The sequence below is a fragment of the Pseudomonas sp. Snoq117.2 genome, assembly GCF_900110545.1.
GTDB lineage: Bacteria > Pseudomonadota > Gammaproteobacteria > Pseudomonadales > Pseudomonadaceae > Chryseomonas > Chryseomonas benzopyrenica.
This window is the reverse complement of record NZ_FOED01000006.1, coordinates 237,811-256,669: the sequence shown is the minus strand read 5'-3', so window position 1 is coordinate 256,669 and position 18,859 is coordinate 237,811. Positions and strand designations below refer to the sequence as shown.

The window sequence follows — 18,859 nt, the reverse complement described above, 5'->3', positions numbered from 1 at the left end:
GTTCAGGCCGAGACGGCGGTGCGCTGGGCGATCTGCTCGGGCTGGAAATGGCAGGTGAAGCAGCTGCCCTCGCCGGGCACGCTGTGGATGTCCAGGCCGCCGCGATGACGGATCAGCACGTGCTTGACGATGGCCAGGCCCAGGCCGGTGCCACCGGTGCTGGAGGCGCGGCTGGCGTCGATGCGATAGAAGCGCTCGGTCAGGCGCGGCAGGTGGCGGGCGTCGATGCCAGGGCCGGTGTCCTGCACCGCGACGTGGGCGCCTTCGGCGTCCTGCCAGGCGCGTACCCGCACCTCGCCGCCCTCGGGGCTGTACTTGACCGCGTTGAACACCAGGTTGGAAAAGCAGCTGCGCAATTCCGTCTCGCTGCCCAGCAGCGCCAGGTCCGGGGCGCAGTCCAGGCTCAGGCGGTGGCCTATCGCACCGGACAGGGCGCGGCCGTCCTGCAGGATGGAGGCGAGCAGGGGCTCCAGGGCCACGGGGCGATTGTCGGCGGGGTAGTCGGTGGCTTCCAGGCGGGCCAGCAGCAGGAGGTCGTCGATGGTGTGCTGCATGCGCCCGGCCTGCTGCTGCATCTGTCCCAGCGCCCGGCGCCAGCGCGGGGTGGCATGCTCGGCGTTGTCCAGCAGGGTTTCCAGGTAGCCGGTGATCACCGTCAGCGGGGTGCGCAGCTCATGGGAGACGTTGGCGACGAAATCCTTGCGCATCTGTTCCAGCTGGTGGATGCGAGTCACGTCACGCACCAGCAGCAGGCGATCGCCCTCGCCGAAGCGGGTGATCAGGATGTGCAGGTACTGGTCGTCGTTGAGCGGCGAGGCCAGTTCCAGCGGTTCACCGTAGTCGCCACCGAGAAAGTAGTCGGAAAAGCGCGGATGGCGCACCAGGTTGGTGATGGGTTGGGCGAGGTCCTGGGGCTGGCGCAGACCCAGCAGGGTTTCCGCGGCGCGGTTCCACCATTCCAGGTTGCCATGGCGGTCCACCAGGATGATGGCGTCGCGCAGGGCCTCGGTGGAGGCCTGGGCGCGGCCGATGACGGCGAGCAGTTCTTCACGCTGGCGCTGCTCGTGGCGCTGGCGGCGATAGAGCCGGTCCAGCACATCGCCCCACAGCCCTTCGGCCTCGGGTGGTGCGCCCGGGGCATCGCTCAGCAGCCAGGCATGCAGCCGCAGCAGGTGTTTCAGGGTGACCGCCAGATAGACCGCCAGTCCCAGAGCCACCGCCAGCCCGACATGGCCGAAGGGCCAGCCGGCTAGGGCGCAGCCGCCGACCACGATCGACAGCTGGGTGGCCAGACGGGAGCGCCAGTTGATGTTCACGGCGGCGGTGATCCCGCGTCAGAGTTTGGTGGAAAAGCGATACCCGGTGCCGCGTACCGTTTGTACCAGGTTCTCGTAGGTCTCGCCCAGGGCCTTGCGCAGGCGACGGATGTGCACGTCCACGGTGCGCTCCTCGACATAGACGTTGCCGCCCCAGACCTGGTCGAGCAACTGGCCGCGGGTGTAGGCGCGCTCCTGGTGGGTCATGAAGAACTGCAGAAGCCGGTACTCGGTGGGCCCCATCTCGGCGGGAGCGCCATCGATGGTCACCCGGTGGCTGATCGGATCCAGGATCAGGCCGTTGACCTCCAGCGGACCGTCGTTCTCCAGATGGCCGGTACGGCGCAGCACGGCTTTCAGGCGCGCCACCAGCTCGCGGGGCGAGAAGGGCTTGGTGATGTAGTCGTCGGCACCGGTCTCCAGGCCTTGGACCTTGTTGTCCTCGTCGCCCTTGGCCGTGAGCATGATGATGGGAATGGCGTCGGTCAGCTCGTCGCGCTTGAGGCGCCGAGCCAGCTCCAGGCCGGAGGTGCCGGGCAGCATCCAGTCGAGCAGGATGAGATCGGGCTTGCGATCGACGATCAGGGCGTGGGCGTCCTTGCTGTTGTCCGCCTCCAGGCATTCATAGCCCGCCATTTCCAGGGCCACGGCGATCATTTCGCGAATGGGGGCCTCATCGTCGACGATCAGGATGGATTTACCTGTCATGGAGCGCTCTGCCTCTCGAGTCCTTGCAATGTGCCGTGCATTAGATAGCGCCAATATTGCAGCTATGTGACAAGGCTGTCATATCTAACTTCAATCCCACAATATGGGATGACGTATCACATATTGAGATTTGCCAGCGAGGCTTCTAGAGTGAAGGCCATGAACGACAACAATTCCAACAAGGGCGAAGCGCCCAGCGGGGCCCAGGCGCTGTTTCGCGGCCTGGCGGTGCTCGAAGCCGTGGCCGCCGGGGCCGACAACCTGGCCCAGGTCGGCGCCGCCATTGGCTGCACCCGCAGCACCACCCATCGCCTGGTCGCCGCCCTGACCCAGGCCGGCTACCTACGCAGCGATGGCGGTCGACTGATCTTGGGCAGCCACCTCATCGCCCTCGGCTACCAGGCCCGCGAACAGCTGCCGCTGACCGGCGTGGCCCGGCCCCATCTGCAACGCCTGGCCCAGCACTGCGGTGACACCGTGCACCTCGGCGTGCGCGAGGGCGGCGATGTCCTCTATCTGGACAAGCTGCCGGGCAGCCGGGGCCTGGAGATGAGATCCCGGGTCGGCCTGCGCATGCCGCTGGCGCTGACCGGGGTCGGCAAGGCGCTGATGCTGGATCTCGCCGAAGTCGAGTGGGAAGCCCTCTATGGCGAAGGCGTGGCGCGGCGTAGCGGCCAGCCCGGCCTGCGCGAGGACTTCCTGCCCTGGGCCGACTATTGCGCGCGCCTGCGCCGCCATGCCGCCGAAGGCTATGCCCTGGATCTGGAAGAGAACGAACTGGGCATCCGCTGCGTGGCCGCGCCCATCCGTGGTGCCGACGGCGCCATCGTCGCGGCCCTGAGCGTGGCCAGTGCCATCCCCTATATGCCCGAGGCGCGGCTGCACGAGTTGCAGCCCGAGGTCAGTGCCTGCGCCCGGGCCATTTCCCGCGAACTCGGCTGGAGCCCTGCATGACCGCCACCCCGCACCTCATCGGCCTCGACTGGGGCACCTCGTCCCTACGCGCCCAGCTGTTCGACGCCCAGGGCGCCGTGCTGGAAACCCGCAGCCGGCCCTGGGGCATCATGCATGTGCCCGATGGCGACTTCGCCGCGGCCTATCGCACCCTGGTGGGCGACTGGCGCGAGGCCCAGCCGGACCTGCCCGCCATCGCCTGCGGCATGGTCGGCAGTCGCGGTGGCTGGCGCGAGGTGCCCTATGCCGATTGCCCCGCCGACGTCCACAGCCTGGCTGCCGGTCTGCTGCGCCTGGACAGCGGCTGCGGCGAGCTCCATCTGGTCCCCGGCGTGATGCAGCGCGGCGCCTTGCCCAACGTGCTGCGTGGCGAGGAAACCCAGGTGTTCGGCGCCCTCGAACTGGAGCCGGACCTGGCCGCCGAGGCCCTGCTGGTGCTGCCCGGCACCCACAGCAAGTGGGTGCGGGTGCGTGACGGTCGCCTCACCGATTTCGCCACCTACATGACTGGCGAGCTGTTCGCCGTCCTGCGCGAACATTCCATCCTGGGGCGTCCGGCCACCGAGGCCGGTCCCGAGGCCAGTGCCGAGGCCTTCCGCCTGGGCCTGGTCACCGCCCGCGACGCCGGGGCCGAGGGCCTGTTCGGCCGGCTCTTCACCGCCCGCAGCCGGGTGCTGGCCGGCGAGCTGGGCGCGGCGCACAGCCTCGACTACCTGTCCGGTCTGCTGATCGGCGAAGAATTGCGCAGCCAGGTCGCCGCGCTCAAGGGCGCCACCTGCCCACCCCTGGTGCTGATCGGCGACGCGGCGCTCTGCCAGCGCTATCGCGACGCCCTGGCGCTGTTCGACATCCACCAGGTCCGCCTGCTGGAGCAGGCCACCCGGGCCGGGCTCTGGCGCCTGGCCCAGGCCGCCGGCCTGCTCCCCACCTCTGGAGGCTCCCATGCTTGATACCTACCTCAAGGACCTGCCGCTGATCGCCATCCTGCGCGGCGTCACCCCGGACGAGATCGTCCCGGTCGGTCGTGCCCTGTACGACGCCGGCTTTCGCGTCATCGAGATCCCGCTCAACTCGCCGCAGCCCTTCGAAAGTATCCGCCGACTGACCGCGGAGCTGGATGAAAGCTGCCTGATCGGCGCCGGCACCGTGCTCACCGAGGCCCAGGTGGCCGAGGTGGACGCCGCGGGCGGCCGGCTGATCGTCTCGCCCAACGCCAACCTGGCGGTGATCCGCGCCAGCAAGGCCGCTGGCCTGGTCAGCGCCCCGGGCGTGGCCACTCCGTCGGAAGGCTTCGCCGCCCTCGACGCCGGGGCCGACAGCCTCAAGCTGTTTCCCGCCGAGCAACTCGGCCCGGCGGTGGTCAAGGCCTGGCGCGCGGTCTTCCCCAAGGAGCTGGCGCTCCTGCCGGTGGGTGGCATCACCCCGGACAACATGGGCCCCTACGTGGCGGCCGGCGCCAACGGCTTCGGACTCGGCTCGGCGCTGTATAAGCCGGGCCTCACGGCGGCCCAGGTGAGCGCCAACGCCCAGGCCTTCGCGGCGGGGTGGCGGGCGGTAAAGAACGCTTAAAGCTCGCGGTCATGGACCGCTCCTACAAGAGCCTGTAGGAGCGTTCGCAGCGGCGAACCGCCATGACCGCGAGCTGCCCAATCCCTCGATTCCAATAATTACTGTCGAGATTTCCACACCATGAAGATCACCAAACTCACCACCTATGTCGTCCCGCCGCGCTGGTGCTTTCTCAAGATCGAGACCGACGAGGGCATCCACGGCTGGGGCGAACCCGTGTTGGAAGGGCGCGCCCATAGCGTGGCGGCGGCGGTCGAGGAACTGGCCGACTACCTGATCGGCAAGGACCCGCGCAACATCGAAGACCATTGGACGGTGCTCTACCGGGGCGGCTTCTATCGCGGCGGCGGCATCCACATGAGCGCCCTGGCCGGCATCGACCAGGCCCTGTGGGACATCAAGGGCAAGGCCCTGGGCGTACCGGTGCACGAGCTGCTCGGCGGCCAGGTGCGCGACAGCATCCGCGTCTATTCCTGGATCGGCGGCGACCGCCCGGCGGAGACCGCAGCCCAGGCCCTGGAGCGTCAGGCCAAGGGCTTCACTGCGATCAAGATGAACGCCAGCGAAGAGATGCAGTTCGTCGATACCTACGACAAGGTCGACCAGGTGATCGCCAACGTCGCCGCCATCCGCGACGCCTGTGGTCCGCACTTTGGCATCGGCGTTGACTTCCATGGCCGGGTGCACAAGCCCATGGCCAAGGTGCTGGTCAAGGAGCTGGAGCAGTTTCGCCTGATGTTCATCGAGGAGCCGGTGCTCAGCGAGCACCATGAGGCGCTCAAGGAAATCGCCCTGATGAGCAACACGCCCATCGCCCTGGGCGAGCGGCTCTACTCGCGCTGGGACTTCAAGCGCATCCTCCAGGAAGGCTACGTCGACATCCTGCAGCCCGATCCGTCCCACGCTGGCGGCATCACCGAAACACGCAAGATCGCCAACATGGCCGAGGCCTATGACGTGGCCATCGCCCTGCATTGCCCGCTCGGCCCCGTCGCCCTGGCGGTCAACCTGCAGCTGGACGCCAACTGCTACAACGCCTTCATCCAGGAGCAGAGCCTGGGCATCCACTACAACCAGGGCAACGACCTGCTGGACTACATCAAGAATCCCGAGGTCTTCGACTACGCCGATGGCCACGTGAAGATCCCCCAGGGACCGGGGCTGGGCGTCGAGGTCAACGAGGAATTCGTCAAGGAGCAGGCCGCCATCGGCCATCGCTGGCGCAATCCGATCTGGCGGCACAAGGACGGCAGTTTCGCGGAGTGGTAAATCTTCGATTCAACGCTGCTGCGCTTGCCGGAGCGGCGTTGAAAGCCGGTTCGAAATGCTCATGCACTCGATGTGCACTCCGCTTTCTCACCGGCTTTCGCCTTGCTCCGCCTGCGCTCGCGACGCGTTGCTTTCGAAGATTGGCGCCGCTGCTCCCTCACCCCAACCCTCTCCCCAAGGGAGAGGGGGCAAGAGCAGGAGCTCCGGCCCCGACGCTCGCACTGACCGTCCCCTCTCCCTCTGGGAGAGGGCCAGGGTGAGGGAAAAGCAACGCCACTGTTAATGGCCAGACACACCGCTGGCCCCTCACCCCAACCCTCTCCCCAAGGGAGAGGGGCAAGAGCAGGAGCGCGGGACTCGACCTCCGCACCGACCATCCCCTCTCCCCTTGGGAGAGGGCCAGGGTGAGGGCCGCCACGGCGCCCTGACCCCTAGACATCGACAACGCTCGCCACAACGTCAATTACAGGACCCGAGCCATGCCAACCCCTACCCAGGCCTCCCCGGCGGCGGCCACGGTTGCCCCGACCCTGGCCAAGCCCAGCCGGGCGCGCTTCTTCATCATGATGCTGCTGTTCGTCACCGTGGTGATCAACTACCTCGACCGCAGCAACCTCTCCATCGCCGCCCCGCACCTGGCCCAGGACCTGGGCATCGAACCGGTGCACATGGGGCTGATCCTCTCGGCCTTCGGCTGGACCTACGCCGCCATGCAGATCCCCGGCGGCTGGCTGGTGGACAAGGTCGCTCCGCGCATCCTCTATCCGGTAGCCATCGCGCTCTGGTCGCTGGCCACCATCGGCCTGGGTTTCGTCGGCAGCTTCATCGGCCTGATCATCCTGCGTCTCGCCGTGGGCGCCCTGGAGGCACCGGCCTATCCGATCAACAACCGGGTGGTCACCACCTGGTTTCCCGAGCGCGAGCGGGCCACCGCCATCGGCTTCTACACCTCCGGCCAGTTCGTCGGCCTGGCCTTTCTCACCCCGGTGCTGATCTACCTGCAGCAGACCTTTGGCTGGCACATGGTCTTTGTCGTCACCGGCGGTGTCGGCATCCTCTGGGCCGCCATCTGGTATCTGGTCTATCGCGAACCCAAGGATTTCCGCGGCGCCAATGCCGCCGAGGTCGCGCTGATCCAGGAGGGTGGCGGTCTGGTCGATCTGGAGCAGAAGAACCGCAGTCGCGCCGCCTTCCAGTGGCGTGACCTCTGGAGCGTGCTCAACAAGCGCAAGCTCTGGGGCATCTACATCGGCCAGTTCTGCCTCAATTCCACCCTCTGGTTCTTCCTCACCTGGTTCCCCACCTACCTGGTGAAATACCGCGGCATGGACTTCATCAAGGCCGGCTTTCTCGCCTCGTTGCCGTTCCTGGCCGCCTTCCTCGGCGTGATCTGCTCGGGCCTGCTGTCGGACTGGCTGGTCCGTCGCGGCGCCTCCGTGGGCCTGGCGCGCAAGCTGCCGATCATTGGTGGCCTCTTGATCTCCACCAGTATCGTCGGCGCCAACTTCGTCGACTCCCCGGCGCTGATCATCGCCTGCCTGGCGCTGGCCTTCTTTGGCAACGGCCTGGCCTCCATCACCTGGTCGATGGTCTCGGCCATGGCGCCGGAGCGGCTGATCGGCCTCACCGGCGGCATGTTCAACTTCATCGGCAACCTCTCGGCCATCTGCGTGCCCATCGTCATCGGCTTCCTGGTCAAGGACGGCAGCTTCGCCCCGGCCATCGCCTTCATCGGCGTGACCGCACTGATCGGTGCCCTCTGCTATGGCCTGGTGGTGGGCAAGGTGGAACGTCTGCCCGAATAAGGGCGACTAAGGAAGCACCGCGTGCCTGTCCCGGTACGCGGTGCTCTGCCACCGGCCTTGCCGGACCCATAACGACAACAAAGGAGTCTCCCCATGCCGCTCGCCCGTCGCACCTTTCTCGGCGTATCCCTGGCCGCTTCGGCCGGTCTGGTCGCCAGTCGCGCCCTCGCCGACGACAAGTTCGGCCTTACCCGCAACTGGGAGGGCAAGCCGCCCATCGTCATGCCCGATCCCGCCTGGGAAATCCACGACCAGGCCTTCAAAGGCCGCCTGGGCAATGCCTTCGTCGAGCGCCTCTGGTCCGGTGGTCTCTGGACCGAGGGCCCGGTGTGGATGGCCGACTGGCGCTGCCTGCTGTTCAGCGACATCCCCAATGCCCGGGTGATGCGCTGGAGCGCCGACGACGGCCACGTCAGCGTCTACGATGACCAGTCCCACAACGCCAATGGCCACACCCGTGACCGCGAGGGCCGGTTGATCAGCTGCGAGCACGACAGCCGCCGCGTCACCCGCCGCGAGTTGAACGGCAGCGTCACGGTGCTGCTCGACCGCTTCGACGGCAAGCCACTGAACGCCCCCAACGACGTAGTGGTCGGGGCCGATGGTGCCATCTGGTTCACCGATCCCGGCTACGGCATCCTCGGCGCCTACGAGGGCCACAAGGCCGAATTCGAGCTGCCTACCAACGTCTATCGCATCGATCCCCAGGGCAAGGCCACGGTGGCGGCGGGCGACTTCGGCCGGCCTAACGGCCTGGCCTTCGCCCCCGATGGCAAGCGCCTCTACATCAGCGACACCGCTGGCGGCGGCAATCCCGGCAAGCCCAACCATCTGCGTGCCTTCACGCTGAAGGACGACGGCACCCTGGGCGGCGGCGAGGTGCTGATCGATGCCAAGGACCAGGGCGTGATCGACGGCTTCCGCGTCGACAGCGACGGCAACCTCTGGTGCAGCTGGGCCGGCTCGGCCGAGCAGAACAGCGTGCGGGTCTTCAATCCGAGCGGCCAGCCGCTGGCCACCCTGCACCTGCCGGAGACCGTGTCCAACGTCGAGTTCGGTGGCCTCAAGGGCAATCGCCTGTTCATCACCGGCGGCGGTTCGCTCTATGCCACCTATGTGAACGCCCAGCCCGCGCGGCTCTGGTAAGGGCCTCTCACCGGCCGAACCAAGGATCGTTAGACAGGTCTGTAACAAGCGGATACGGAACGACCCGCGCCAACAAGATCGCCCACAAGGCGAGCGAGGAGCCTCAGTCATGAGCAACACCACTACCAACGCCGACGGTCACGTCACCGAAAAGGCCCAGCCCAAGGCGATCTTCGCCTGTTTGATGGCCGCCCTGGCCGGTCTGATGTTCGGCCTCGACATCGGCGTCATTTCCGGCGCCACCAAATTCATCCAGCAGGAATTCCAGATCTCCGATCAGGTGATCGAGTGGATCGTCTCCAGCATGATGGCCGGTGCCGCCCTGGGCGCTCTGGGCGCGGGCTCGCTGTCGGCCAAGCTGGGTCGCAAGAAATCGCTGATGCTGGGCGCCATCCTGTTCGTGATTGGCTCGATCCTCTGTGGCCTGGCCACTTCGCCGACCATGCTGATCTTTGCCCGCTTCCTGCTCGGCCTGGCCATCGGCATCGCGTCCTTCACCGCGCCGCTGTACCTGGCCGAGGTCGCTCCGGAAAACATCCGTGGCTCAATGATCTCGCTGTACCAGCTGATGATCACCGCCGGCATCCTGCTCGCCTTCCTCTCCAACACCGCCTTCAGCTACTACGAGGCCTGGCGCTGGATGCTCGGCATCATCGCCATCCCCGGGGTGCTGTTCCTGATCGGCGTCTTCGCGCTACCCGACAGTCCGCGCTGGCTGATCATGGCGGGTCGCCGCGAGGAAGCGATCAAGGTCCTGCACCGGCTGCGCGGTGACGAAAAGGTCATCCAGCAGGAAGTCGCCGAGATCGAAGAGCAGCTCAAGGTCCCGCAAAAGGGCTGGTCGCTGTTCAAGGAGAATGCCAACTTCCGCCGCTCGGTAGGCCTGGGCGTACTCCTGCAGGTGGTGCAGCAGTTCACCGGCATGAACGTGGTGATGTACTACGCGCCGCGCATCTTCGAAGGCATGGGCTACGACACCGCCGCCCAGATGTGGTTTACCGCCGCGGTCGGTCTGACCAACGTGCTGGCCACCTTCATCGCCATCTTCCTGGTCGACAAGTGGGGCCGCAAACCCATCCTCTATACCGGCTTCGTGGTCATGGCCGTGGGCCTGGGCGTGGTCGGCAGCATGCTGGGCGCGGGCAACCTGAACCACGGCCAGCAGACCTTTACCGTGGTCATGCTGCTGATCTTCATCGTCGGCTTCGCCATGTCGGCCGGTCCGCTGATCTGGACCCTCTGCTCGGAAGTGCAGCCGCTCAAGGGCCGCGACTTCGGCATCGGCTGCTCCACCTTCACCAACTGGATCGCCAACATGATCGTCGGTGCCACCTTCCTGACCATGCTGGGCACCCTGGGACAGGGCACCACCTTCTGGATCTATGCCGGTCTGAACGTGGTGTTCATCTTCCTGGTGTTCCTGCTGGTGCCGGAGACCAAGGGTGTCACCCTGGAACGCATCGAACGCAATCTGATGCAGGGCAAGCGCCTGCGCGATCTCGGTCAGTAGCTTCGCGCGCAACAAAAAAACGCCCGGCAATGCCGGGCGTTTTTATTAGCGATCCCAGCGCTTGTGTCTGTGCTTGGCGTGCTTCCAGCCCTTGCCGGGATGGTCGCGATAGCGGCGATCGTCGCGGCCGCTGTCGCCCAGATTGTTGCCCAGGGCACTGCCGGCACCGCCACCCAGGGCCGCGCCGACCAGGCCACCGGTGCTGCCACCGACTCTATTGCCGATCACGTTGCCGCCCGCCGCGCCCAGACCGCCGCCGATGGCGGCCTCGGTCCGATTGCGCCGGTCAGCGCCCAGTACACCACCTGCTGCACCGCCCACGCCGGCACCGATGGCCGCACCGGTACTGCCGCCGACCTGCTGGCCGACCAGGGTACCGAGTACGCCACCCACGGCGCCGCCGAGTCCGGCTTCGGTATTGCCCGCATAGGCCGGGGCAACGCCCGCCAGGGCAAGCAACAAGAACAGGGCTGAAGGTTTCATGGAGTCCACTCCGTGGTAGAGACGAGCCGATCCTCGGCAAAAATCGCTGCCCTGGCAAGTACCGAACGGTCGTTTGAATGGTAAAGGTTGTCTTTACCCATTCCTTTGATTTCCTTGAACAAACCTATACGGGAATAAGGGGTCTTGTCCCTCTGGTCGCGTCTGGAGCGGGGGTCTGCAGGCCGGCGCGGGCTGGTCTAGACTCAGGTCGACCGCGCTGCCAAGGGGACTTCATGATCCACGCTCGTCTGTTGTCTGGCTGTCTCCTGCTCCTTGCCAGTGTCAGCGCCTCGGCCTGGGAATACACCCTCATCGCTCCCGACAAGCCGGTGCAGAACTGGAGCATCAGCAGTGACCGCCTGGGTCTGCGCGATGGCCTGGCCTTCGCCGTCGGTGTGCATCGCCTGAGTAGCGGGCGCCAGGAGGGTTCGGTGCTGATCGAGATCGATACCGGCGCTATGCAGCTCACCGTGGTGGCGACCCGTGGCATGAATGTCCTGCGCGCCCAGGCCGGCACCCTGCGACTGGGCTGGGATTCTCCGGTACGCGAGGTGGTCAATCCGGCCTTCGTCAATCTGGAAAGCCGTAACGGGCTGGGCTGGCTGGAAGGCTTCAACGAGCTGGTGGCGCGCGCCGGCTTCGAGTGGGTCGGCCACCCGGGAATGGACCGGGGGCAACTCCTGACCCTGCACGGACGGGCCAGTTATCTGCCGGCCAGTCAGGTGGTGCTGACCATCGACGAACAGCCGCCGCACCGCATCAGCCTCAAGGGCGTGCTACACGAAGAGGCCTTCAAGCAGGCCAACTTTCGCATCGACACCGAACTGGTCACCCACGCCGGGGCCACCGGCTTCACGCTGCACGACCGCTTGACCAACCAGGGGGCGCATACCGCCGAGTACCAGGTGCTCTATCACAGCAACTTCGGTCCGCCGCTGCTCGGCCAGGGCTCACGGTTCGCCGCTCCGGTGCGGGAGGTGTCACCCTTCGATGCGCGGGCGCGTCAGGAACTGGGCGAATGGCAGACCTATCGCGCACCCACGCCGGGCTATGGCGAGACGGTCTACAACCTCTACCCCTGGGGCGACGATCAGGGGCGTAGCCTGGCGGTGCTGCACGATCGCAGTGCTCATCAGGGGGTGGCGCTGGCCTTCAATGTGCGGGAACTGCCGGTCTTTACCCTGTGGAAGAACACCGATGCCAAGGCCCAGGGCTATGTCACCGGGCTGGAGCCGGGTACCAGCTTTTCCTACAACCGCGGCCAGCAGCGGGCGCTGGGGCTGGTGCCGTGCATCGAGGCGGGCGGCACACGCGACTTCACCCTCGACTATCGGTTGCTGGCCACCGCCGCCGAGGTCCGGCAGGCGCTGGAGCAGGTCGAAGGCATCCGCCACGGCCGACCGACCAAGATGCGCGAGGCGCCGCTGGCCCAGGAGCCTTAGTGGCCTGGCGAGGCCGCGCTAGCGCCGCGCGGGCAACGGGCGGGTGCGACCGCTACCGTCGATGGCGACGAAGACGAACACCGCCTCGGTGACCTTGCTCCACTCGCTGGACAGCGGATCGTCGCTCCAGACCTCGATGAGGATCTGGATGGAGCTACGGCCCACTTCCAGCGTGTTGGTATAGAAGGAGAGCTGTGCGCCCACGGGCACCGGCGTCATGAAGGCCATGCGGTCGATGGCTACCGTGGCCACCCGACCAGCGGCCAGACGACTGGCCATGGCACTGCCGGCCAGGTCCATTTGGGCCACCAGCCAGCCGCCGTAGATGTCGCCGAAGCCGTTGGTCTCGCGGGGCAGAGCGGTGATCTGCATGGCCAGGTCGCCCTGGGGGATGGGATCTTCTTGTTCGAGCTCTTCGATCATGACAGGGCCCTCGGGAGCCCGGATAGGTAGGTAACGTTCAGCATCTGCACGCAAGAATGCTGCCAATCTCTCTGGGGAGATCGTTAGGGGGCTACAGTATAACGCCTGGGGCAGGGCGGCTCGACCGCTTTTGCACCAGGATGGAACAGGCATAGCTCGGCAGATGAGCCCTGAATGGGCACTGAATGAATAGCTGAAATTCCTTGCGGATTTGCTATCGTGGAGACCGTGCACGGCCAGGCAATCCAGAGGGTCGTGCACGTCCGATGATCAGGTAATGATCGGTAGACCTGCTGCTGCCGTGCTCCACAAGAGCGCAGGCGGCGCGGTGCAGGTCCGGCGCCCATCCGGCGACCCGCCCGATCCCTGCCAGCCGCCCCAGGCGGACGGTCACTCGGGGCCGCGTCTTGTCCGCTACACCCGGAGGGATGCCAGAGGCCGAATTTCCTTTGCGCTCCTCTCTTGTCCGGGATCCTCGATGAAACTGCAATCCGCCTCCGCGCCGCTCACGTCGCGCCCTTTGGGCCGCAACGACTACAAGACCCTCTCGCTGTCCGCTCTCGGCGGCGCGCTGGAGTTCTACGACTTCGTCATCTTCGTCTTCTTCGCCGCGGTGGTGGGGAAGCTGTTCTTTCCCGCCGACATGCCCGAATGGCTGCGGCAGATGCAGACCTTCGGCATCTTCGCCGCCGGCTACCTGGCCCGCCCGCTGGGCGGCATCATCATGGCCCACTTCGGCGACCTGCTCGGACGCAAGAAGATGTTCACCCTGAGCATCTTCATGATGGCGCTGCCGACCCTGGGCATGGGCCTGATGCCCACCTACGCCCAGATCGGCGTGGCCGCCCCCATCCTGCTGCTGGTGCTGCGCATCATCCAGGGCGCGGCCATCGGCGGCGAGGTGCCCGGGGCTTGGGTGTTCGTCTCCGAGCACGTGCCCGGCAAGCACGTCGGCTATGCCTGCGGCACCCTGACCGCCGGTCTCACCTTCGGCATCCTGCTCGGTTCGCTGATGGCGACCCTGATCAACACCGTCTTCACCCCGGTGGAGGTGGCCGACTACGCCTGGCGCTTCCCCTTCCTGATCGGCGGGGTCTTCGGCCTGTTCTCGGTCTACCTGCGCCGCTGGCTGCACGAGACGCCGGTGTTCGCCGAGCTGGCGATCCACAAGTCGCTGGCCGAGGAAGTGCCGCTCAAGGCGGTGCTGCGTGACCATCGCAGCAGCGTGGTGCTGTCCATGCTGCTGACCTGGATGCTCACCGCCGGCATCGTGGTGGTCATCCTCATGACCCCGACCCTGCTGCAGACCCAGTACGGCTTCTCCGCCGCCATGGCGCTCAAGGCCAACAGCCTGGCCATCGTCTTCCTGACCCTGGGCTGCATCGTCTCCGGTGCCCTGTCCGATCGCTTCGGCAGCGGTCCGGTGTTCATCGTCGGCGGTCTGATCCTGGCGGTGGCCAGCTGGGCGCTCTATGCCGGTCTGAAGATCCACCCGGAGTGGCTGTTCCCGCTCTATGCCCTGGCTGGCGCCGCGGTCGGCGTCATCGGCGGCGTGCCGCGAGTGATGGTGCTGGCCTTCCCGCCCAAGGTGCGCTTCTCGGGCCTGTCCTTCTCCTACAACGTGGCCTACGCCATCTTTGGCGGCCTGACCCCCATGGTCGTCACCCTGATGCTCAAGCAGCATCCGCTGGGCCCGGCCTGGTACGTCATGGGGCTGGCCCTGCTGGGCGTGGGCATCGGCTGCTACCTGCTCAGCCGCGAGCGCCGCGCCGCCGCCCTGGCGCCCGCCTGACCCCGGCCGTTCACGCCACCTGCACCGGCGGCGTGAACGGGTTCGCCAGGACGACCCGCCAGGGCGACCTCGGCATGGCCAAAAACGCCATCCCCACAGACGCCACGCTTCGCGAGGACTAGGCTCGGATCCCTAGAGCCAGTCCAACAACAACAGCGAGGTGCAACATGTCCGGTAATCGTGGCGTCGTCTATCTGGGCGCGGGCAAGGTCGAGGTGCAGACCATCCCCTATCCGAAGATGGAAACCCCGCAGGGCAAGCGTATCGACCACGGCGTCATCCTGCGCGTGGTGTCCACCAATATCTGTGGTTCCGACCAGCACATGGTGCGCGGCCGGACCACTGCCCCCGAAGGTCTGGTGCTCGGCCACGAGATCACCGGTGAGGTCATCGAAGCGGGCCGCGACGTCGAGACCCTCAAGGTCGGCGACCTGGTCTCGGTGCCCTTCAACGTCGCCTGCGGTCGCTGCCGCACCTGCAAGGAGCAGGACACCGGGGTCTGCCTGACCGTCAACCCCTCGCGTGCCGGCGGTGCCTACGGCTACGTCGACATGGGCGGCTGGGTCGGTGGCCAGGCCGAATACGTGCTGGTCCCCTATGCCGACTTCAACCTGCTCAAGCTGCCGAATCGCGACGCGGCCATGGAAAAGATCCGTGACCTGACCTGCCTGTCCGACATCCTGCCCACCGGCTACCACGGCGCCGTCACCGCCGGCGTCGGCCCGGGCACCAGCGTCTATGTGGCGGGTGCCGGCCCGGTCGGCCTGGCCGCTGCCGCCTCGGCCCGTCTGCTGGGCGCCGCCGTGGTCATCGTCGGTGACGTCAACCCGGTGCGCCTGGCCCACGCCAAGGCCCAGGGCTTCGAGATCGCCGACCTGTCCCTGGACACCCCGCTGCACGAGCAGATCGCCGCGCTGCTGGGCACTCCGGAAGTGGATTGCGCCGTCGATGCCGTTGGCTTCGAGGCCCGTGGCCATGGTCACGAAGGCGCCAAGAGCGAGGCCCCGGCCACCGTGCTGAACTCGCTGATGGGCATCGTGCGGGTGGCTGGCAAGATCGGCATCCCCGGTCTGTACGTCACCGACGATCCAGGCGCCGTCGACGCCGCGGCCAAGCAGGGTGCCCTGAGCATCCGCTTCGGTCTGGGCTGGGCCAAGTCTCACAGCTTCCACACCGGCCAGACCCCGGTGATGAAGTACAACCGTCAGCTGATGCAGGCCATCATGTGGGATCGCATCAAGATCGCCGACATCGTCGGCGTGCAGGTGATCACCCTGGACGAGGCACCCCGCGGCTACAGCGAATTCGATTCGGGCGTACCGAAGAAATTCGTCATCGATCCGCACAAGCTGTTCAGCGCGGCCTGATCATTGCGCTAAGGGTTTTGTCCGGGAATGCTGGCCATTTGGCATTTCTCGGGCAAAGCCTGCAGTCGTTTGCCACACCAAGGGGTCTACCCTCGCAGCGTCCGATTCGGGCGCTGTTTTTTTGGTGCCACAGACGAGGCCCGCATGACCCCGAATGTCCTTTCGATCCTTCGCCGTATCCTCCCCTCACTGCTGGTGGCGTCCGTGCTGCTGCTAGGCAGCAACCTGGCGCGCGCCGAGGGTGGCGTGTCCTTTCGCTTCGCCGAAGAAGGGCAGGGCTGGATGCTGCGCGGTCCGGTCGATGTCCTCAAGTGGCCCTTCGTCTACGACCGTAGTCGCGAGCGCGCCCGCAACACCCTGGTACGGCTGGACGGCGATACCCAGGTGCGGGTGATCGAGACCCGTTCCTTCCAGCGTTGGAAGCGCATCGAGCTGCAGCGGGATGGCCGTACCGTGCTGGGCTGGGTGGAAAGCTACAGCGTGCCTGAGGCCATGCGCCTCGACTGATCGGGAGCAAAAGGCCACCGCCGCCAGTCACACCTCTGGTACCCCATCCATTCCAGAGGAGCGACGCATGTCCGCGATCACCCGTCTTCAGCTCAACGACGGTCACCACATTCCGCAATTCGGTCTGGGGGTCTGGCAGACTCCGGCCGAAGAGACCGCCCAGGTGGTCAAGACCGCCCTCGATCTGGGTTATCGACACATCGATACCGCCGCCATCTATGGCAACGAAGAGGGCGTCGGCCAGGCCATCGCCCAGGCCGGTCTGCCGCGTGACGAGCTGTTCATCACCACCAAGCTGTGGAATGCCGACCAGGGCTACGACAGCGCCCTGCGCGCCTTCGACACCAGTCTGGCCAAGCTGGGCCTGGAGCATGTCGACCTCTATCTGATCCACTGGCCGCTGCCGGAAAAGGGCCTGTTCCTCGACAGCTGGAAGGCGCTGATCGAATTGCGCAACCAGGGTCGGGTGAAGTCCATCGGTGTCTCCAACTTCCGTCAGGCCGACATCGAGACCCTGCTGACCGAGACCGGCGTGGTGCCGGTGGTCAACCAGATCGAGTGCCATCCGCTGGTGCAACAGCAGGAGCTGCGCGACTTCAACACCTACAAGGGCATCGCCACCGAAGCCTGGAGTCCGCTGGCCCAGGGCGGCGAGCTGCTGGGCAGCCCGATCCTGCAACAGCTGGCGGCCAAGCACGGCAAGACGCCGGCCCAGGTGGTGCTGCGCTGGCACATCCAGCTGGGCAACATCATCTTTCCCAAATCCAAGACGCCCAAGCGCATCGAAGAGAACATGCAGATCTTCGACTTCACCCTGGACGACGATGACCTGCGGCAGATCGCCGGGCTGAATCAGGACCGGCGTCTGGGCCCGGACCCTTCCACCTTCAACGGCTGACGTGCACGGGACGCCGCGATGAGCGGCGTCTCTGTATGCCTGGCGTGCAAGGCGCCAGTGCCTGTATGCTGCGCGGCCCTTTCGGGACCTCTCATGCCGGATCGGCATAGGGCAGGCTACAGCGGCATTAGACATACCCCGTTACCCTCTGGCAAAAGTGTGACGCCTTGGTGCTCCTCGTCCTTTTCGAGCACCGTTTCCGCAGCCTGAACGCACCCTTCGGTTGGGCGTTGCATGCGCTTTGCGCATCACGACCCGGCACGGTGACGTTCGTCCCGAACTCCATCCAAATAGAACAAAGGTGTCGGTACATGACCAAGCCCAAGCTCAGCCTCGCGTGGCAGATTCTCATCGGCCTCGTGCTGGGGATCGCCGTCGGCGCACTGCTCAACCACTTCAGCGCCGAGAAGGCCTGGTGGATCGCGAACGTTCTCAAGCCGGCCGGCGACATCTTCATCCGGTTGATCAAGATGATCGTGGTGCCCATCGTCATCGCCACCCTGGTGGTCGGCATCGCCGGCGTCGGCGACTCCAAGAAGCTCGGTCGCATCGGTCTCAAGACCATCCTCTACTTCGAGATCGTCACCACCCTGGCCATCGTCGTCGGCCTGTTCTTCGCCGACAGCGTGCAGCCCGGTGCCGGTATCGACATGAGTACCCTGGGCACCACCGACATCTCCCAGTACCAGAAGACCACCGCGGAAGTGCAGCATGATCACGCCTTCATCGCGACCATCCTCAACCTGATCCCGTCCAACGTCTTCGCCGCCGTCGCCCGTGGCGAGATGCTGCCGATCATCTTCTTCGCGGTGATGTTCGGCCTGGGCCTGGGCGCCCTGCCGGAAGCCACCCGCGAGCCGGTAGTGCGCGTGTTCCAAGGCATTTCCGAGGCCATGTTCAAGGTCACCCACATGATCATGAATTACGCCCCCATCGGCGTCTTCGCGCTGATCGCGGTGACCGTGGCCAACTTCGGCTTCGCCTCCCTGCTGCCGCTGGCCAAGCTGGTGGTGCTGGTCTACGTGGCCATCGGCTTCTTCGCCCTCGGCGTGCTGGGCCTGGTGGCCAAGCTGTTCGGCTTCTCGATCTTCCGCATCATCCGCATCCTCAAGGACGAGCTGATTCTGGCCTATTCCACTGCCAGCTCGGAAACCGTGCTGCCGCGCATCATCGAGAAGATGGAGGCCTATGGCGCGCCCAAGGCCATCACCAGCTTCGTGGTGCCCACCGGCTACTCCTTCAACCTGGACGGTTCCACCCTCTACCAGAGCATCGCGGCGCTGTTCATCGCCCAGCTCTATGGCATCGACCTGTCGCTGAGCCAGCAGCTGCTGCTGGTGCTGACCCTGATGGTCACCTCCAAGGGCATCGCCGGCGTGCCGGGTGTCTCCTTCGTGGTCCTGCTGGCCACCCTGGGCAGCGTCGGCATTCCGCTGGAAGGCCTGGCCTTCATCGCCGGCGTGGATCGCATCATGGACATGGCGCGCACCGCTCTGAACGTGATCGGCAACGCCCTGGCCGCCCTGGTCATCGCCAAGTGGGAAGGCCTCTACGACGCCGAGAAGGGCGCCGCCTACTGGGCCGCCCTGCCGCACCTGAAGAGCACCGCCAAGGTCGAGGAGCGTCCTCAGGCCACGCGCGGTGAAGCCCTGCGTGACTGAGTGGATCGT

17 protein-coding genes are annotated in these 18,859 nt (G+C 66.1%); 13 read left to right on the top strand and 4 right to left on the bottom strand.

What is annotated here, in order from left to right:
- Positions 1-2 precede the first annotated feature (2 nt).
- Both phoR and phoB read right to left on the bottom strand, forming a co-directional pair.
- Positions 3-1,316 (bottom strand): phosphate regulon sensor histidine kinase PhoR, encoded by a 1,314-nt coding sequence (gene phoR, locus BMZ43_RS17260; protein WP_093255136.1) that lies wholly within the window; start codon positions 1,314-1,316, stop codon positions 3-5.
- Positions 1,317-1,334: 18 nt separating this feature from the next.
- Entirely contained in the window at positions 1,335-2,024 is a 690-nt protein-coding gene (gene phoB / locus BMZ43_RS17255; protein ID WP_007159925.1) for a phosphate regulon transcriptional regulator PhoB, read from the bottom strand.
- 159 nt (positions 2,025-2,183) lie between these two features.
- On the opposite strand from phoB, the gene BMZ43_RS17250 reads away from it, so the two are divergent.
- The 7 genes from BMZ43_RS17250 to BMZ43_RS17220 all read left to right on the top strand — a co-directional run bounded on the left by BMZ43_RS17250 (position 2,184) and on the right by BMZ43_RS17220 (position 10,277).
- On the top strand, positions 2,184-2,978 hold the full coding sequence (locus BMZ43_RS17250; protein WP_064309175.1) for an IclR family transcriptional regulator: 795 nt from the start codon (positions 2,184-2,186) through the stop codon (positions 2,976-2,978).
- A complete protein-coding gene (locus BMZ43_RS17245; RefSeq protein WP_064309176.1) occupies positions 2,975-3,928 on the top strand; it encodes a 2-dehydro-3-deoxygalactonokinase in 954 nt (317 codons plus the stop codon). Before BMZ43_RS17250 ends, BMZ43_RS17245 begins: the two co-directional genes overlap by 4 nt.
- Positions 3,921-4,547: a 2-dehydro-3-deoxy-6-phosphogalactonate aldolase gene (locus BMZ43_RS17240; RefSeq protein WP_064309177.1), complete on the top strand. Its 627-nt coding sequence runs from the start codon at positions 3,921-3,923 to the stop codon at positions 4,545-4,547. The genes BMZ43_RS17245 and BMZ43_RS17240 overlap by 8 nt, the downstream gene beginning before the upstream one ends.
- A 120-nt stretch (positions 4,548-4,667) precedes the next feature.
- Complete coding sequence (gene dgoD / locus BMZ43_RS17235; protein ID WP_064309178.1) at positions 4,668-5,816, top strand: galactonate dehydratase; 1,149 nt, start codon at positions 4,668-4,670, stop codon at positions 5,814-5,816.
- Positions 5,817-6,295: 479 nt separating this feature from the next.
- Positions 6,296-7,621: an MFS transporter gene (locus BMZ43_RS17230; protein WP_017642355.1), complete on the top strand. Its 1,326-nt coding sequence runs from the start codon at positions 6,296-6,298 to the stop codon at positions 7,619-7,621.
- 93 nt (positions 7,622-7,714) lie between these two features.
- Positions 7,715-8,767 carry an SMP-30/gluconolactonase/LRE family protein gene (locus BMZ43_RS17225; RefSeq protein ID WP_017642354.1) on the top strand — a complete coding sequence of 351 codons (1,053 nt, stop codon included), beginning with the start codon at positions 7,715-7,717 and terminating at the stop codon, positions 8,765-8,767.
- A gap of 109 nt (positions 8,768-8,876) precedes the next feature.
- Positions 8,877-10,277: a sugar porter family MFS transporter gene (locus tag BMZ43_RS17220; RefSeq protein ID WP_093255134.1), complete on the top strand. Its 1,401-nt coding sequence runs from the start codon at positions 8,877-8,879 to the stop codon at positions 10,275-10,277.
- A gap of 45 nt (positions 10,278-10,322) precedes the next feature.
- On the opposite strand, the gene BMZ43_RS17215 is transcribed toward BMZ43_RS17220, so the two are convergent.
- A complete protein-coding gene (locus BMZ43_RS17215; protein WP_093255132.1) occupies positions 10,323-10,760 on the bottom strand; it encodes a hypothetical protein in 438 nt (145 codons plus the stop codon).
- Positions 10,761-10,993: 233 nt separating this feature from the next.
- On the opposite strand from BMZ43_RS17215, the gene BMZ43_RS17210 reads away from it, so the two are divergent.
- The gene (locus tag BMZ43_RS17210; RefSeq protein WP_218189460.1) at positions 10,994-12,202 is read left to right on the top strand and encodes an aldose 1-epimerase family protein; all 1,209 of its coding nucleotides are present in this window, start codon (positions 10,994-10,996) and stop codon (positions 12,200-12,202) included.
- An 18-nt stretch (positions 12,203-12,220) separates the two neighbouring features.
- Here the strand turns inward: BMZ43_RS17210 and BMZ43_RS17205 are convergent, their stop codons facing one another.
- The gene (locus BMZ43_RS17205; RefSeq protein ID WP_026083995.1) at positions 12,221-12,622 is read right to left on the bottom strand and encodes an acyl-CoA thioesterase; all 402 of its coding nucleotides are present in this window, start codon (positions 12,620-12,622) and stop codon (positions 12,221-12,223) included.
- Positions 12,623-13,109: 487 nt separating this feature from the next.
- On the opposite strand from BMZ43_RS17205, the gene BMZ43_RS17200 reads away from it, so the two are divergent.
- The 5 genes from BMZ43_RS17200 to gltP all read left to right on the top strand — a co-directional run bounded on the left by BMZ43_RS17200 (position 13,110) and on the right by gltP (position 18,850).
- Positions 13,110-14,417: an MFS transporter gene (locus tag BMZ43_RS17200; RefSeq protein ID WP_177344822.1), complete on the top strand. Its 1,308-nt coding sequence runs from the start codon at positions 13,110-13,112 to the stop codon at positions 14,415-14,417.
- Between the two features lie 167 nt (positions 14,418-14,584).
- Complete coding sequence (gene fdhA / locus BMZ43_RS17195; protein ID WP_007159913.1) at positions 14,585-15,784, top strand: formaldehyde dehydrogenase, glutathione-independent; 1,200 nt, start codon at positions 14,585-14,587, stop codon at positions 15,782-15,784.
- A 144-nt stretch (positions 15,785-15,928) separates the two neighbouring features.
- Positions 15,929-16,291 carry a hypothetical protein gene (locus BMZ43_RS17190; protein ID WP_017642349.1) on the top strand — a complete coding sequence of 121 codons (363 nt, stop codon included), beginning with the start codon at positions 15,929-15,931 and terminating at the stop codon, positions 16,289-16,291.
- A 67-nt stretch (positions 16,292-16,358) separates the two neighbouring features.
- Positions 16,359-17,189 carry an aldo/keto reductase gene (locus BMZ43_RS17185; protein ID WP_093255127.1) on the top strand — a complete coding sequence of 277 codons (831 nt, stop codon included), beginning with the start codon at positions 16,359-16,361 and terminating at the stop codon, positions 17,187-17,189.
- A 311-nt stretch (positions 17,190-17,500) separates the two neighbouring features.
- A complete protein-coding gene (gene gltP / locus BMZ43_RS17180; RefSeq protein WP_093255125.1) occupies positions 17,501-18,850 on the top strand; it encodes a glutamate/aspartate:proton symporter GltP in 1,350 nt (449 codons plus the stop codon).
- Positions 18,851-18,859: the final 9 nt, after the last annotated feature.

Excerpts from the sequence above, each read along its gene's own strand:
- phoB (WP_007159925.1), bottom strand. The coding sequence starts at position 2,024 with ATGACAGGTAAATCCATCCTGATCGTCGACGATGAGGCCCCCATTCGC.
- BMZ43_RS17250 (WP_064309175.1), top strand. The coding sequence starts at position 2,184 with ATGAACGACAACAATTCCAACAAGGGCGAAGCGCCCAGCGGGGCCCAG.
- BMZ43_RS17245 (WP_064309176.1), top strand. The coding sequence starts at position 2,975 with ATGACCGCCACCCCGCACCTCATCGGCCTCGACTGGGGCACCTCGTCC.
- BMZ43_RS17240 (WP_064309177.1), top strand. The coding sequence starts at position 3,921 with ATGCTTGATACCTACCTCAAGGACCTGCCGCTGATCGCCATCCTGCGC.
- dgoD (WP_064309178.1), top strand. The coding sequence starts at position 4,668 with ATGAAGATCACCAAACTCACCACCTATGTCGTCCCGCCGCGCTGGTGC.
- BMZ43_RS17230 (WP_017642355.1), top strand. The coding sequence starts at position 6,296 with ATGCCAACCCCTACCCAGGCCTCCCCGGCGGCGGCCACGGTTGCCCCG.
- BMZ43_RS17225 (WP_017642354.1), top strand. The coding sequence starts at position 7,715 with ATGCCGCTCGCCCGTCGCACCTTTCTCGGCGTATCCCTGGCCGCTTCG.
- BMZ43_RS17220 (WP_093255134.1), top strand. The coding sequence starts at position 8,877 with ATGAGCAACACCACTACCAACGCCGACGGTCACGTCACCGAAAAGGCC.
- BMZ43_RS17215 (WP_093255132.1), bottom strand. The coding sequence starts at position 10,760 with ATGAAACCTTCAGCCCTGTTCTTGTTGCTTGCCCTGGCGGGCGTTGCC.
- BMZ43_RS17210 (WP_218189460.1), top strand. The coding sequence starts at position 10,994 with ATGATCCACGCTCGTCTGTTGTCTGGCTGTCTCCTGCTCCTTGCCAGT.
- fdhA (WP_007159913.1), top strand. The coding sequence starts at position 14,585 with ATGTCCGGTAATCGTGGCGTCGTCTATCTGGGCGCGGGCAAGGTCGAG.
- BMZ43_RS17190 (WP_017642349.1), top strand. The coding sequence starts at position 15,929 with ATGACCCCGAATGTCCTTTCGATCCTTCGCCGTATCCTCCCCTCACTG.
- BMZ43_RS17185 (WP_093255127.1), top strand. The coding sequence starts at position 16,359 with ATGTCCGCGATCACCCGTCTTCAGCTCAACGACGGTCACCACATTCCG.
- gltP (WP_093255125.1), top strand. The coding sequence starts at position 17,501 with ATGACCAAGCCCAAGCTCAGCCTCGCGTGGCAGATTCTCATCGGCCTC.